Source organism: Nonomuraea sp. NPDC026600, assembly GCF_040638335.1.
Taxonomy (GTDB): domain Bacteria; phylum Actinomycetota; class Actinomycetes; order Streptosporangiales; family Streptosporangiaceae; genus Nonomuraea.
In genome coordinates, this window is the sequence record NZ_JBEZYD010000008.1 from 217,396 (window position 1) to 232,338 (window position 14,943).

Below are 14,943 nucleotides of genomic sequence, written 5' to 3' on the forward strand. Positions count from 1 at the left end.
ATGATCGAGCAGATCCTGCCCTCGGCGGTCAAGGCGTACGACACCTTCGACGACCCGCCCGGGACGGTGCTCTTCCCCGAAGAGGAACAGTTGATCAAACGGGCCGTCGAGAAGCGGCGCAAGGAGTTCACCACGGCGCGGCTGTGCGCGCGCAAGGCGATGGAGGGGCTCGGCGTGGCGCCGGTGCCCGTGCTGTCGGGGCTGCGCGGCGAGCCGCTGTGGCCGCTGGGCGTCATCGGGAGCATCACCCACTGCGCCGGTTACCGGGCCGCCGCGCTCGCCCAGGGGGCCGGGACGATCGGCATCGACGGCGAGCCCAACGAGCCGCTCGCCGAAGGCGTCGTGGAGGCCATCTCGCTGCCGCAGGAGCGCGAGATGCTCCGCCGCCTGGCCGCCGGGCATCCGGCGGTGTGCTGGGACCGGCTGCTGTTCAGCGCCAAGGAGTCGGTGTACAAGGCGTGGTTCCCGCTGGCGAAGCGGTGGCTCGACTTCCAGGACGCGCGGATCAGCGTGGACCCGGTGCGCCACACGTTCACCGCGCATCTCCTGATCCTGGGGCCCCGCTGGCAGGGGCGGCGGCTGGGCGGCTTCACCGGCCGGTGGATGACCGGCAACGGCCTGATCGTGACCGCCATCGCCGTCGTGAGCCCGCAGTCGGCCACCATCCATGACCGTGAGGCCCAGTGAACCTTGGCCGGCGCCATGCGAAAGGCCATCACACCCAAATGGTGTGATGGCCTTTCGCATTCTGGGGGTGCAACGGCGAACGAACTCTGCATCGCCTCCCGAGCGGACAAGTGCCGGTCAATCCGTCTGAGTTGAATTCTAGGCTCGCCTGAATAGGTTCAACGACCCCTAGCCGCCCCCTGGAACGCGTGCGGCGGAGGACGGGAAATGCCGGGCCCCTATCGAGTACGTCCGGCGTGACGCGCCGGCAGGGGCGGGTTAGGGGTGACGCGGACGGGGAGCCGTTATTAGCTTTGTGAGTAGTTCATATCCCGAGTTATCGGCGGGAGAGATTCCCCCATGGCGCGACATCATCTGTTCATGTGTCATCCCGATCACCGCCAGGCCATTCCGAACGTGGCGCCGGCCGTGCGTTACGCCGCGAAATGGCAGCCGGCCGGGACGGACCGCTGATGGCACTCGAATTCCGTGTCCTCGGCCCGCTCCGGGTGTTCGACGGCGGCGAGGAGCTGCAGATCTGCGCGAACAGGGAGCTGGCGATCCTGGCCAGCCTGGTCCTGAACGCCAACCGGGTCGTCAGCGTCGACCGGCTGATCGAGACGGTCTGGGCCGGTTCGGCGCCGCAGAGCGCCTGGCGGCAGGTGGCCATCTGCGTGTCGCGGCTGCGCAGGACGCTGGGGGCCACGGCGATCGAGACGTCCAGCCCCGGCTACCTGCTGCGGGTCTCGGCCGAGAACATCGACTGGCTCCGGTTCGGCGCGCTGGTGGCGCGGGCGCGCGGCCAGGCGGCGGGCGGGGCGCGCGAGGACGCCGTCCTGCTGCTGCGCGAGGCGCTCGCGCTGTGGCGGGGCAACCCCTTCGAGGACATTCGCGGCCTGCGGTACGACGTGGCGCGGATGGAGGAGTCGCGCCTCGAGGCGCTGGAGGCGTGCCTGGAGCTGGAGATCGAGCTGGGGCACCACCACCGGGTGATCCCCGAGCTGCTGGCCCTTGTGGCGGAATGCCCGTTCCGGGAGCGGGTCCGGGCCCAGCTCATGCTGGCGCAGTACCGGGCCGGACGGCGGGCCGAGGCGTTGCGTACGTACCAGGAGACGCGCCGCTACCTGCTGGAGCAGATCGGCCTCGAACCCGGCCCGGCGCTGCGGCGGCTGCACGACCAGATCCTCCGCGACGAGTCCGGGCTCATGCGGCCCGCCACCCACCGGCCGGCCGGCGCGGGTCCGGTCGTACCGTCGCAACTGCCGCCGCAGGTGCTGCCGTACGTCGGGCGCACGGGCGAACTCGCCGCGCTGGACGCGGCGCTGCGGCCCGAGCCCGAGGTGGCGGTGCCGGGGACGATGGTCCTGAGCGGGCCGCGCGGGGTCGGCAAGTCGGCGCTGGCGCTGCGCTGGGCGCACGCCAGGATCGACTGGTTCCCGGACGGGCAGCTGTACGCCGACATGGGCGGCGTGTCCGCTGGCATGAGCGGCGGGTCCGCTGGCGTGGGCGGCGTGTCCGCCGAGGTGATTGTTGATCGGTTCCTGCGGGCGCTCGGTGTGCCCGCCCAGGACATTCCACTCGACCCCGCTGAGAAGCTGGCGCTCTACCGAAGCTGTACGGCGCGCCGGCGGCTGCTCGTGGTGCTGGACGATGTCAAGGACAGTGACCAGGTGCTCCCGCTGCTCCCCGGCGGTGCGAACTGCCGGGTGATCATCACCAGCGCCGACCTGCTCGACGACCTGGTGGCCAGGCAGGGGGCGCACCGCGAGTTCGTCCGCCCGCTCCCGGCCGAGGTGGCGCGGGAGCTCGCCGACATGCTGGTCGGCGCGCCCTACACCCCGACCGTGGCCCAGGCGGTCACCGACCTGGTCGCGACGTCGTCAGGCAACCCCCTGTCCGTACGCCTCGGGGCCGCGCAGATGCGTTCGCGGGCCCGTTACCATCACGACCTGGCCAGGATGGCGCCCAACGCGCCGGCCAGCGCGGCCTGCGACGCCGCCCCGCCCGGTGAACGCCAGCCGACATGACCGTCGGGGCGGATGAGCACGGCACCGGTGTCGCCGACGCCGTACTCGTCCGCCCAGGTCGGCGAGGTGAGGGGGGCGCCGCCGTCGGGCTCGCGGGAGATCTCGACGATGGACAGCGTGAGGCCGAGCCGGTGCGCCGCCTCCTTGGCGGGCTGAACCCAGCCGCTGCCTGTGGGGGTCATGAGGGTGAACACCGGGCCGAGCAGATCGAGCGTCGACACCCGGTCCGTCTGCCCTGCCCGGTCCGCTTGATCTGCTCGGTCCGCTTGATCTGCCCGGTCTGTCCGGTCTGCTTCATGGCCCACGTGGTCTGCTTGGTTCGCGTGGTTTGCATGGACGTGTCGGTCTGTCTCGCCGTTCCCGCCGTTCTGGGACGTCAGCCAGATGTGGGGGGCGCGGTGGCCGGGGCGGGCCGTGGGGACGTACGTCCGGTAGGGGTCCTCGGGTGCCGGGTCCGGGGTGCCGTCGGGCACCACTGCGGCCGACTCGTAGTGGAAGCCCAGGATCAGGCCCTCGGAGCTGCGGCGTCCGGCCTGCTGGTCGATCGCCTGGCCCATCGACAGGCGTCCCTGCATCATGTTGAAGGTGATCAGGGCGTTGGTCAGGCTCTCGTCCACCGTCCTGGCGGCGATCGGGCGGCGCTCGGCGTCGTACGTGGTCAGCAGCTCCTCGCCGGCCGTCCCGGTGAGGACGGCGGCCAGCTTCCAAGCGAGATTGTGCGCGTCCTGGATGCCGCAGTTCATACCGAACCCGCCCTGCGGAGTGGTCGCGTGCGCGGCGTCGCCGGCCAGGAAGACCGGGCCACTGCGGAACCCCGTCGCCACCACCGCCTGCTGCAGCCACGGCATGACCCCGACGACGGTGACGGGCAGGTCGGGGATGCCGACGGCCGACCGTACCGCGGCCACGCACGCCTCATCGGTGAAGTCGGCCGCGCTGCCGCCGGTGCTCGGGTCGTACCCGGTCTGGATCATCCACCGCCGCTTGTTGTCGACCGCCTCCACCGCGCAGGGCGGCGCACTGCGCAGGAACGACAGCGCGACCCGGCGGTCGGCGGGCAGGCCACCGAGGTCGGCGTCGAACATGACGCTGACCATGTGCCCCAGCGGCGGCGGCCCCACGACCTCGATCCCGAGCCGGTCCCGGATCCCGCTGCGGCTCCCGTCGGCCGCCACCAGATAACGCGCCCGCACAAGCAGCCGGCCGTCCCCGGATCCGGTCGCGGCCGTGGTCGCGGACCCAGTCGCGGACCCGGTCGTGGGTGCGGCCACACAGCCGTCGTCAGATCCTGCTGCGGTCTCGCCCCCAGGTCCGTGCGCAGGTCCGGTGGCTGGTCCGGGTGGGGGGTTCGTTGTGGGGTCGGGGGTGGTGGGTTCGATGATCGCTGTTACGCCGGCGGTGGTGATGTGGAAGTCCGTCATGGTGGTTCCGAAGTGGACGTCGGACTCCAGGTGGGATTCGGCGAACCGGCGGAGGATCACTTCCAGGATGTCCTGGGAGCAGAGATACGTGTACGTGGGGCTCTGCGGCGCGTCACGGTCGATCGCCGCCGCGGCCCGGACGAAGTCGTCGGATGCCAGCGAGGTGCCGACGCCGACGGCCAGCACGTCCTCGCGTGGCATTCCCGCGCTCTCCACCTCTTCGGCGATTCCCCAGGCCCGGAAGATTTCCATGGTCCTGGTGGAAATGAGGCGTGCTTTCGGGAAAATCGCGGTCCCTGGGTGCTTCTCGATGAGAAGGGAGGATATTCCGTGGCGGGACAGCTCGATGGATGCCGACAGGCCAACCGGCCCGCCACCGACGATAAGAACCTCAACATCGACCTCGTGCATGCTATTAGCGTCGTATATCTACTTATCGCCGTCAACGCAGAGATAACTGGATGATACAGGCGTGATATCCGCCTTTAGTAGCTTTATCGGTGCAGGTACCGATTGTTTGGTATGCGCATTGTCAAACCCCTGGAGACGATGATGCTCTTTGCCGAAGGCTCCGTGGCCCTGGTTACGGGCGGGTCGCGCGGCATCGGCCGGGCGGTCGCGCTCGACCTGGCCCGGGAGGGTGCCCACGTCGTGGTCAACTACGCCCGTTCGGAGGCGGACGCCGAAGAGGTCGTCGCCCTGATCGGGAAGGAGGGCGGCAGCGCGACGGCCGCGCGGGCCGACGTCACGGACGAGGCCGAGGTACGGCGGATGTTCCAGGACGTACGAGCCGACCACGGCCGCCTGGACGTGCTGGTGACCAGCGCCGGGATCACCCTGGACCGCTTTCTGGTCGCCATGAGCCTGGACCAGTTCCGCGAACCCATCGACACCAACGTCATCGGCACCTTCCTGACCTGCCGGGAAGCGCTCCGCATCATGCAGCACCAGCGGCGGGGCGCCATCGTGACGGTGTCCTCGACCAGCGGGCTGGACGGCGGCTTTCCCGGCCAGACGAACTATGTGGCCTCCAAGGGGGCGATCATCGCCTTCACCCAGGCGCTGTCGAACGAGGCGGCTCCGCATGGGGTCCGGGCCAACGTGGTGGCGCCCGGGTTCGTCGCCACGGATATGACGCGCAAGGTGCCCGCAAAGATCAGGAAGGACTACGAGTCGCGGATCCGGCTGGGCCGCATGGGCCGGCCCGAGGAGATCGCGACGATCGTGAGTTTCCTCGCCTCTGACAAGGCGTCGTACATGTCCGGTGCGGTGGTGGTCGCCCACGGCGGCGGCCTCGGCTGACCTATTGCGAGCTGATCTGCTGCGAGCTGACCCGCTGTGAGCTGACCCGGCTGTGAGCCGACCGCTGTGAGCCGACCTCTGCGAGCCGGTCCCTGTGAGCAGACCCCGTTACGAACCGTGTACCAGTCCCCGACCGCAAGCCCCTGTCACGAGGCACATGGAGGATGGATGAACCTCGACCAGCTCCGCGCGAAGGCCGCCGAGCGCCGGCAGACGTGCACCCAGATCAAGAAGATGATCGTGTCCCGGCTCGACCTGGAGATCGAGCCGGACTGGATCACCGACGACCAGCCGCTCTTCGGGCGCGGCCTCGAACTCGACAGCCTGGACGTCCTGGAGCTGTACGTCGCCATCGAAGCCGAGTTCGGCGTGGCGCTGTACGACAGCGAGATGGCCGTCTTCGGTTCGGTGTCGCGGCTGGCGGACGAGGTCAACCCCGCCCTGCGGGCGACGACATGACGATCGGCGCCACCCAGCTCGCCTCGGCGACGGCTGCGGCCACAGCGGCGGCGACTACCGCGGTGACTACCGCGGTGACAGCGCCCAAGACGGCGCCCAAGACGGCGGCCACGGCTGCGTCGGCGGCTACGGCGACCGGGCTGAACCACGACCAGATCCGGCAGGTGCTGCCGCACCGCTGGCCGATGCTGCTGCTCGACCGGGTCAGCAAGGTGGAGCCGGGGGTCAAGGGCACCGCGACCAAGAACGTCGCCGGGACCGAACTCTGGTTCCAGGGCCACTTCCCGACCGCGGCCGTGCTGCCCGGCATCGTGATCATCGAGGCGCTGGCCCAGTTGGCCGGGGTGGTCTTCGCCCTGGCCGGCGCGAGCGAGATCAGTTACCTGGCCGGGGTCAGGTCGATGCGGTTCCGTCGCCCCGTCGTCCCCGGTGACCAGCTGACCCTGTCGGCCGAGCGGACCGCGGGCGGCGCCGGGTTCGCCGAATACCGGGTGTCGGCGCGGGTGGATGGCCAGATCGCCGCCGAAGGAAACCTCACGATCGCCGATCCGGCGGGTCAACGTTCCGTACGAAAGGTGTGAAGCATGGCTACCGTCCTCGCGAACCTGCATCCGGAGGGCACCGTTTACGGCGAGGTGGGTGACAGCTCGGTCCCGCTGCGCTTCTCGGCGTCGTCCGACGAGTATCGGGTGCTCAGGGAGCGCGCCGCCGTACTCGATCTGGGCGGGAACCGCCTCATCGAGATCACCGGCCCCGCGGCCGTGGACTTCGCGCAGCGGCTGCTCGCCCGCGACGTGGAGTACCTCACCTCGGAGCGCTGCATGATGAGCCTGGTCCTGGACGAGAGCGGGCAGGTCGTCGACCAGGTGCTGGCCTTCGGCCGGGAGAACGGGATCCTGCTGGAGAGCTCCTGCGGCGCCGGTACGCGCCTGCTGGAGCACCTGGAGGAGCACAACGACGAGGGCGTCGTGATCACCGACCGGTCGGCCGACCTCACGGTTCTGGCCCTGGAGGGCCCGTACGCCTGGGGTGTGGTCGGGCGGCTGATCGACGGCGAGCTGGCCTCGCTGCCGTTCGAGTCGGTGGTGGAGACCGACTGGAACGGCACTGAGATCATCTTCGCCCGGACCGGCTTTACCGGCGAGTACGGCTACCAGATGATCGTGCCCATCGAGGCCGCGGCCGAGCTGTGGAGCCAGGCGCTGGAGCACGCGGGAGCGGCCGGGCAGGAGGCCCTGGAGCTGGCCATGCTGGAGGTACGCCAGCCGATCCCGCGCCACGAGGCCACCGCCGGGGCGAGCGTGATCGAGATCGGTGCCAACTGGCTGGTCGACGTCACCAAGGACGAGTTCGTCGGCAGGGAGGCGGTGCTGGCGGCGTTCGAGTCGGGTCAGGGCCGTCGCACGGTCGGGTTCACCGGCGGCGACGCCGTCCCCGAGGCCGGCGCCAGGGTGCTGGCCGGTGGTGAGGACATCGGCGAGGTGGTGCACGCGGTGCACAGCGCCGGTCTGGGCGCCACGCTCGGGCTGGCCAGGGTGGACGCCGAGCTGGCCGCGGCCGGGCTGGAGTTCACCGTGGGCGGCGTCGAGGTGACCACGCTGACCAGTCCGTACATCGTGCCCAAGAGCTGGAGCATCCCGATCATCTGATCGGCCGGCCCTCTGAGAAGGAGACAAGCATGGCGCTGCGGCCTGTCGTCGTCACCGGCCTGGGCATCATCTGCGCGATCGGCCGCGATCCGGCGGAGTTCTGGCAGCGGCTCATCTCGGGCACCGGAGGTCTCACGCCGGTCCTGGACGAGTCCTTCGCGGTGTTCGAGGCGCGGCATGCCGGACAGGTGCCCGACGAGTGGATCGACGGGCAGCTACCGGAGTCCGACGCCGGCCTGGACCGTACCGCCCGGCTCGCGCTGATCGCCGCCCGCCAGGCGATCGAGCAGGCGGGCCTGGCGAGTGAAGACCCTGACCGGTTCGGCATCATCCTCGGCAAGTGCCAGGCCACCCCCGACGCCGCGGGCCGCTACCAGCCCATGCACCGTACCGAGGACGTGGTCGCGGACCGGCTCGGCATGCGCGGGCCGCGCATCCTGGTGTCCACCGCCTGCGCGGCGGGCGGCAACGCCGTCGGCCTCGCCAAGGACAAGATCCTCACCGGTGAGGCCGACGTCGTCCTGGCCGGTGGTGTGGACCCGCTGCTCTTCGGCACGTACGCGGGCTTCGCCGGGCTCAAGGCGCTCAGCACCGGCCCGTGCCGGCCGTACAGCCACTCCGACGGGCTCAACCTCGGCGAGGGGGCGGCGTTCCTGCTGCTCGAACCACTGGACCGGGCGCTCGCGCGGGGCGCCACGCCGCTGGCGGAGGTCGCCGGTTACGGCCTGTCGGCCGACGCCTACCACGCCACCGCACCCGACCCCACGGGGCGGGGAGGGGCGAGCGCGGTACGGCGGGCGCTCGCGGACGCCGGCCTGACCTCCGGCGACGTGGGTTACGTGAGCGGCCACGGCACCGGCACTCCCGCCAACGACGCCATGGAGGCCAAGGTCATGCGGGTGGTGTTCGGCGAACGGGCCGGGCAGGTGCCCACCAGCAGCATCAAGTCGTTCGTCGGCCACACGCTGGGCGCCGCGGGCGCGGTGGAGGCCGTCGCGAGCGTGCTGGCCCTGCGGAACGGCACCGCACCGCCCACCATCGGCTTCGACGACGACGCCGAGCCGGGTGACCTGGACTTCGTGCCCAACGTGGCACGGGAGCTGCCGATCGAGACCGTCGTGTCGAACAACTACGCCTTCGGCGGCAACAACGTCTCGCTCGTGCTGACGACGCCGCGACCCGCGCGGGCGTACGACGAGCTGCCGGACAGAGCGGCCGTCATCACCGGGCTGGGACCCGTCACCGGGCTGGGCACTGGCATCGGCGAGGTGACCGAGGCGATCGTCACCGGCCGCCAGGCCGCCGGGCGGCCGCCGTCGCTCGACGGGCGGACGTTCGCGCCGCGCTCGCTGTGGCGGCACATGAACCACCTGTCCAGGATGGCGATCGCCGCGTCCCGGCTGGCCTGGGAGGACGCCGGGCTGCAGTTGCCCAGGAAGGAGCTCGACGACGTCGGGCTGGTGTTCGCCACGGGCGCCGGGTCGGCGGAGAGCACCGGCGGGTTCGACGAGAGCATCGCCGCCAACCCAAACAAACCGGCCGTGCTGAGCTTCTCCAACGTCGTGCTGAACGCCACCGGCGGCGCGGTCTGCCAGACGCTCGGCCTGCGCGGGCCCACCACCACGATCTGCAACGGCGGCGCGTCGGCCTCGATCGCCCTCGACTGCGCGCTGGAGATGATCCGGGCGGGCAAGGCGGACGTGGTGCTGGTGGTCGCGGCCGATGAGACGGTCGCCACGGCCGCTTGTGACGCCGTGGTGTCGCCGTACGACCGGCGGCACTCGGGCACGGTTCCCGGGTCCGCGGCGGTGGCCTTCGTGGTGGAGTCGGCCGAGCACTGCGCGAGCCGGGACGGCCGGCCGTACGCGCGGGTCCTGGGGACCGGACATGCAAGCGGTGGGGACCTGGTCGTACGGGCGCTCGCCCGACTGCCCGAGGCCCGGCCCGAGTTGGTCGTCGGTGCGGGTACCGGGGTTCCGGGGGACGCCGAGGAGTCGGCCGTGGTGCTGGCGGCGCTGCCCGGTGCGGTGCTCACCGCGTCGGCGGGGCTGACCGGCGACTGCCAGGCCGCCACCGGTGCGTTGAACATCGCCCTAGCCGCCCTGGCCATCCGCGACGGGATCGCGCCCGCCCTCACCGGGCTGGTCGAGCCGCACGCGGGCGAGCCGTCCTCGTACGTGACCAAGCCGGATCTGGCCGACTCGATCAGGCAGGCGCTGGTGCTGACCGCCGCGCCCGGCTCGGTGCGCGGAGCCGTGCTGCTGGGGGCGATATGACCGCGACGCTGCCCCTCACCGGCCCCGCGGACTCGCCGCCCTTCACCGCGCGCGAGCCCGCGCAAGGACCGCCCTTCATCGAGCCCGAGCGCGAGCCCGCGCAAGGACCGCCCTTCGACGTGGCCGAGACGGACCGGCTGCTGACCACCACCCGGTCCGTCAGGCGGCGGCTCGACCTGGATCGGCCCGTGCCCCGCGAGATCGTGCGGGAAGCCCTCCAGGTCGCCGTCCAGGCCCCGACCGCCAACAACCACCAGAACTGGCGCTGGCTGGTGATCACCGGCCCGGCGGTCAAGGAGCGGATCGCCGAGATGATCACGACCTCCTGGACGTTCCACCGCAACGACATGTGGACGAACGCGGGCAGGCGGCGCAACAACCGGCAGGCCCGCAAGAACTACGACTCGGCAGAGGCGCTGGTCGAGACCATCGGGCGGGTGCCCGTCCTGGTCATGCCCTGCGTCCTGGGCCGCCCGCCGGACATCGAGGCCATCAACACGGCCTGGGACCGGCGGATGGCCGACAAGGTCTCCGAGGACCCGGGACACCTGGTCCAGCACGGCCCGATGCGGGCGAGCATCTTCTACGGCTCCATCTTCCCGGCGATCTGGTCGTTCCAGCTGGCACTGCGCAGCCGGGGCCTCGGCAGCACGATCACCTGCATGCACGTCCCCCATGAGCGTCAGGTGGGCGAGCTGCTCGGCATCCCGACCGGGGTCACCCAGGTGTGCCTGATCCCGGTCGCCTACACGCTCGGCACCGAGTTCCGGCCGGCGGATCGGCACGGGGCGAACGAACGTACGTACTGGGAGAGGTGGGAGGCATGACCGTCGACTACGCCGACGTCGTCATTGCCGGAGGCGGCATCGCGGGCGCCTCGGCGGCCTGCAAGCTGGCCGCCGGCGGGCTGTCCGTCGTGCTGCTGGAGAAGCAGGAGGAGTACCGGGACCTGGTCCGCGGCGAGTGGCTGGCCCCCTGGGGGATCAGGGAGGCGCAGCGGCTGGGCGTGTACGACTGCTTCGGGGCGGGCGGCGGCTGGGAGATCCGGGAGTGGATGACCTGGGACGAGGCCGTCACCGAGGACGAGGTCGAAGCGGTGGACATGACCCGCTTCATCCCCGGCATCGGCGGGCCGATGTCGTTCCCGCACCACCAGGTGTGCGAGCTGATGGCGGCGCAGGCCGCGGACAGCGGCGCCCGGCTGGTGCTGGACGCGGCGCGCGTCTCCGTCACGCCGGGTCGCGAGCCGGTGGTGACCTACCAGACCGCCGAGGGCCCGCAGGAGGTTCGGGCCAGGATGGTGCTCGGCGCCACGGGCCGGGGCAACACCGTCGGCCGCCAGATCGGCGTCAGGATGCGCAACTCCATGCATCACTGGGGCGGCGGCATGATGGTCGAGGGCATGGCCGGCTGGCCCGCCGACGTCCAGGCCATGGGCACCGAGGGCGACGTCATGTTCATGGTCTTCCCTCAGGGGTACGGCCGGGCCCGCCTCTACCTGAACTTCCCCACGGTCAACAAGCTCCGCTACCGCGGCCCCGGCGGTGTCGAGCGGTTCCTGGCCGCCTTCGAGCTCGACTGCCTGCCCGACAGGGGCAAGGCGGTGACCGAGGCCGTCCCGGCGGGCCCGCTGTCGGTGTGGCCGTCGGTGTCCAGCGTCCCCGAGGGACCGCCGCTGACCGAGGGCGTGGTGCTGATCGGCGACGAGGCCGGCAACGCCGACACCGTGCTCGGCACCGGGCTCTCCTGCGCCCTGCGCGACTCGCGGACCGTCTGCGACATCCTGCTCGGCGGCGACGACTGGTCGCCCGGAGCGTTCGCGCCCTACCTGGAGGAGCGGGACTTCCGCCTGGAGCGCCTCGACTTCGGCGCCTCGATCATCAGCAGGCTGCACGTGGAGTTCGGGCCCGCGGCCGTGGCCCGGCGCCGCCGGGTCCGCAAGCTCATGGCCAAGAACTTCGCCGCGCAGGTGACCGGGCTGCTCAACATGGTCGCCCCCGAGGACGTGCCCGAGTTCGGTTTCAGCGAGTTCTTCGCCGAGCGGTTGTTCAGGGAGACGGCATGAACAAGAAGCGGATCCAGGTCAACGACGTCGAGCTCGCCTACGTCGACGAGGGCGAAGGCGACCCCGTCGTCCTGCTCCACGGCTTCCCCGACTCCTCCTACCTGTGGCGGCACCAGATCCCGGCCCTGGTCGAGGGCGGCTTCCGGGTGATCGCGCCGGATCTGCGCGGGTTCGGCGACTCCGGCAAGCCGCAGGAGATCGAGGCGTACGGGATGCAGACGATCGTCAACGACGTCGTCGCGCTGACCATGCGGCTCGGTATTCGCCGGCCGCACATCGTCGGCCACGACTGGGGCGCGGCCATCGCCTGGATGTACGCCTTCCTGATGCCCCGCAGGCTCGACCACCTGGCCGTGCTGTCGGTCGGGCACCCGGGCGTCTTCGCCACTCCTTCGCTGGAGCAGCGGGCGGCCTCCTGGTACATGCTCTTCTACCAGTTCCCCGGCGTGAGCGAGGAGCTGCTGCGGCGCAACGGGTGGCGGCTGTTCAAGGAGATCATGGGCCGCGACGGCGACTACGACCGTTACCTGCGCGACCTGGCCCGGCCCGGCGCCCTGACGGCGGGGCTGAACTGGTACCGCGCCAACCGCTCACCCGCGGCCGAGCTGCGGCCGGCCCGCCCCTTCCCGCCCGTGCTGGCGCCCACGCTCGGCGTCTGGGGAGCGGGCGACAAGGCGCTGCTGGAAGAGGGCATGTCGGCGTCCGGCAAGTACGTCAAGGGGCCGTGGCGCTACGAGCGCGTCGAGGACGCGGGCCACTGGCTCCCGCTCGACGCCCCCGACGAGGTGAACAAGCTGCTCCTCGGCTTCCTCGGCACCGAGCAGGCCGCCCACGAGGAGAGGCGACCGCGCAGGCGGCTCTAGGCGGATGTAGGCGAAAAGGAGTACGCGTCATGCTTGGATTTCTCTTCCCAGGACAAGGCACGGTCCGTGTCGGTATGGGTGCGTGGCTGCGTCGCCGACCCGTGGCGCGAGCGCGGCTCGACGAGGTTGACGCGCTGCTCTCACAGCCCATCACCCCGCTGTGCGCTCGCGGGCCGCTCGAGAGGCTGGTGGCGACCGAGCACGCGCAGATCGCGGTGACGGCGTGCAACCTGGCGGCGCTGGCCGTGATGCTGGAGGAGGGGTTCGAGCCGCTCGTGGTCGCCGGGCACAGCGTCGGCGAGCTGAGCGCCCTGCACGCGGCGGGCGTGCTCACCCTCGCCGACACCGTACGGCTGGTCGAGCTCAGGTCCCGGCTGATGGCCGGCGTCGGCGTCATGGGCGGGATGCACGCGGTGATGGGCCTGCCGGTCGAGGACGTCGAGGAGCTGGCCGCGGAGGCGGGCACCGAGGACGAGCCGCTGGTCGTGGGCCTGGAGAACGCGCCGGGCCACGTGGTGGTCTCCGGCGCGCTGCCGGCCCTGGACCGGCTGGGCAAGCTCGCCACCCGGGCCAGCAAGATCGTGCCGCTGCGGGTCGGCAACGCCTTCCACTCTCCGCTGATGGCGGCGGCCGTCCCCGCCTGGGCCGAGGCGGTGCGGGCCGCGCCGATGGCCGAGCCCTTAGTGCCCGTGGTCCCGAACGTGACCGGCGAGCCCACCACCGACCTCGCCACGCTCAGGGACGCGCTGATCGCCCAGCTCACCGGGCGGGTCCGGTGGACGGACACGGTGACCGCGGTGGAAGGGCTCGCCCCCGGCGTCGAGGTGGGCGACAGCAAGGTGCTCTCGGGCCTGTCGCGCCGGGCGGGCGCGCGCTGCCTGAGCCTGGCCGAGCCCGCCACCCTCCGGCGGCTGTCCAGGGAGATCGCGGCATGAACCGGTGGGGCAGCGCGATGGTCGGCTTCGCCGGGCTCTCCCGGCCGCAGGAGCTGGTCGGCGACATGCGCCTCGAAGAGGTGTACACGGCGGCCGAGCGCCTCAGGTCCGGGTACGGCCGCACGCTCCAGCACTGGGCCGGGCGTCTGGCGGGCAAGTACGCGGTGCTCCGCCTCCTCGGCGTCTCTCCCACGGCCGAGCACCTCGGCCAGGCGGAGGTGCTGCCCCGGCCCACCGCCAACTGCGCGAAGACCGCCGTCTGCCACACCGGGCACCCGCCGGCCGTCCGGCTCGGCGGGGCGTTGCGCGCGGCGGCGGGGCCAGACCGGCAGATCCGGCTCTCGCTCAGCCACACCGACGGCAAGGTGCTCGCCGTGGCCGTCGCCTCGGCGCGGCTGCCCGAAGACGAGAACGAGGCATGACCATGGACGCCAGGAAGGCCGCCGAGCAGCACCTGGAAGCGTGGCAGGCCGGTGACCCCGAGGCCGTGGCCGCCACCGCCGCCTCCTACAGCGACCCCGACTCCGGCGGCGAGCTGAGCGGCGCCGCACTGGCCGCGCACGCGGCCGGCACACTGGCCCGCTTCCAGCGGCCGCGGTTCCTGGTGGACCGGGTGGTCGGCGACGGCGACGCCGTCACGCTCTGGTGGACGCTCCAGGCCGACCACCGCGCGCCCTATCTGGGCATGCCCGCGGTCGGCGGGACGGTCAGCGTCCAGGGGAGCGACCTGGTGACCCTCGGCGCGGACGGCCCGCACGTGCGGCGCTGCTTCGACCGGCTGGCGGTCGCGGAGACGCTCGGCTACTCGGCGCGGTTCGTGCCGGCAGCCGACGAGGTCAGGCAGTTCGGCGTCAGCGCGCGCGTCCCCACCGGGCGTACGGAGCCGCCGGGCGTCCTGACGCTGACCTGGCTGGAGGTCCGCGACGACGCGGAGGCGGCGGACGTGGACCTGCTCAGCGTGGAGGTCGTCAAGTCGCTGCGGGCGTCCAAGGGCTTCCTCGGCCTGGCGACGTTCGACGTCGGCGACCGCAAGTTCACCGTGACCGCCTTCGATCGCCCCGAGTCCGTCCGCGCGGTGCACGCCAGGCCGCATCAGCGGAGCATGCGCCGCTTCTTCAAGGGCGGCCTGTGCACCCGGGTGCTCACCAGCGTCTGGATCCCCTCCGACATCCGCGAGTACGCCCGCTGTCCCGCCTGCGACACCGTCGTCCGGGTCGGACCGGACGCCGCCTGCGGCTGCGGGTGGATCCCGGGCGACGCCTCCCTACTGTGACTGGAGC

The 14,943-nt window shown here is 71.6% G+C and carries 14 protein-coding genes; 13 read left to right on the forward strand and 1 reads right to left on the reverse strand.

What is annotated here, in order from left to right:
- Positions 1-687, forward strand: a complete 687-nt coding sequence (locus AB0F17_RS21185; protein ID WP_358025341.1) for a 4'-phosphopantetheinyl transferase superfamily protein — start codon at positions 1-3, stop codon at positions 685-687.
- A gap of 452 nt (positions 688-1,139) precedes the next feature.
- The gene (locus AB0F17_RS21190; protein WP_358025343.1) at positions 1,140-2,693 is read left to right on the forward strand and encodes an AfsR/SARP family transcriptional regulator; all 1,554 of its coding nucleotides are present in this window, start codon (positions 1,140-1,142) and stop codon (positions 2,691-2,693) included.
- Here AB0F17_RS21190 and AB0F17_RS21195 read toward each other — a convergent pair.
- Positions 2,609-4,525, reverse strand: coding sequence for an FAD-dependent monooxygenase (locus AB0F17_RS21195; RefSeq protein ID WP_358025345.1), 1,917 nt, complete (start codon positions 4,523-4,525; stop codon positions 2,609-2,611). The two genes, AB0F17_RS21190 and AB0F17_RS21195, sit on opposite strands and share 85 nt — an antisense overlap.
- Positions 4,526-4,636: 111 nt before the next feature.
- Between AB0F17_RS21195 and AB0F17_RS21200 the strand changes: the two genes are divergently transcribed.
- The 11 genes from AB0F17_RS21200 (at position 4,637) to AB0F17_RS21250 (ending at position 14,936) form a co-directional block, all read left to right on the forward strand.
- Positions 4,637-5,416, forward strand: coding sequence for a 3-oxoacyl-ACP reductase family protein (locus AB0F17_RS21200; RefSeq protein WP_250906283.1), 780 nt, complete (start codon positions 4,637-4,639; stop codon positions 5,414-5,416).
- A 168-nt stretch (positions 5,417-5,584) separates the two neighbouring features.
- Entirely contained in the window at positions 5,585-5,875 is a 291-nt protein-coding gene (locus AB0F17_RS21205) for a phosphopantetheine-binding protein (RefSeq protein ID WP_358025347.1), read from the forward strand.
- On the forward strand, positions 5,872-6,456 hold the full coding sequence (gene fabZ, locus AB0F17_RS21210; RefSeq protein WP_358025349.1) for a 3-hydroxyacyl-ACP dehydratase FabZ: 585 nt from the start codon (positions 5,872-5,874) through the stop codon (positions 6,454-6,456). Before AB0F17_RS21205 ends, fabZ begins: the two co-directional genes overlap by 4 nt.
- A 3-nt stretch (positions 6,457-6,459) precedes the next feature.
- Positions 6,460-7,524 carry a glycine cleavage T C-terminal barrel domain-containing protein gene (locus AB0F17_RS21215; RefSeq protein WP_358025351.1) on the forward strand — a complete coding sequence of 355 codons (1,065 nt, stop codon included), beginning with the start codon at positions 6,460-6,462 and terminating at the stop codon, positions 7,522-7,524.
- Positions 7,525-7,553: 29 nt separating this feature from the next.
- Complete coding sequence (locus tag AB0F17_RS21220; protein WP_358025353.1) at positions 7,554-9,800, forward strand: beta-ketoacyl-[acyl-carrier-protein] synthase family protein; 2,247 nt, start codon at positions 7,554-7,556, stop codon at positions 9,798-9,800.
- The gene (locus AB0F17_RS21225; protein WP_358025355.1) at positions 9,797-10,627 is read left to right on the forward strand and encodes a nitroreductase family protein; all 831 of its coding nucleotides are present in this window, start codon (positions 9,797-9,799) and stop codon (positions 10,625-10,627) included. The genes AB0F17_RS21220 and AB0F17_RS21225 overlap by 4 nt, the downstream gene beginning before the upstream one ends.
- Positions 10,624-11,865: an FAD-dependent oxidoreductase gene (locus tag AB0F17_RS21230; protein WP_358025357.1), complete on the forward strand. Its 1,242-nt coding sequence runs from the start codon at positions 10,624-10,626 to the stop codon at positions 11,863-11,865. The genes AB0F17_RS21225 and AB0F17_RS21230 overlap by 4 nt, the downstream gene beginning before the upstream one ends.
- A complete protein-coding gene (locus AB0F17_RS21235; protein ID WP_358025359.1) occupies positions 11,862-12,728 on the forward strand; it encodes an alpha/beta fold hydrolase in 867 nt (288 codons plus the stop codon). Before AB0F17_RS21230 ends, AB0F17_RS21235 begins: the two co-directional genes overlap by 4 nt.
- Positions 12,729-12,757: 29 nt before the next feature.
- A complete protein-coding gene (locus AB0F17_RS21240) occupies positions 12,758-13,663 on the forward strand; it encodes an ACP S-malonyltransferase (protein WP_358025361.1) in 906 nt (301 codons plus the stop codon).
- Positions 13,660-14,085 carry a phosphopantetheinyl transferase gene (locus AB0F17_RS21245; protein WP_358025363.1) on the forward strand — a complete coding sequence of 142 codons (426 nt, stop codon included), beginning with the start codon at positions 13,660-13,662 and terminating at the stop codon, positions 14,083-14,085. The genes AB0F17_RS21240 and AB0F17_RS21245 overlap by 4 nt, the downstream gene beginning before the upstream one ends.
- Positions 14,082-14,936, forward strand: a complete 855-nt coding sequence (locus AB0F17_RS21250) for a nuclear transport factor 2 family protein (protein ID WP_358025365.1) — start codon at positions 14,082-14,084, stop codon at positions 14,934-14,936. Before AB0F17_RS21245 ends, AB0F17_RS21250 begins: the two co-directional genes overlap by 4 nt.
- Positions 14,937-14,943: the final 7 nt, after the last annotated feature.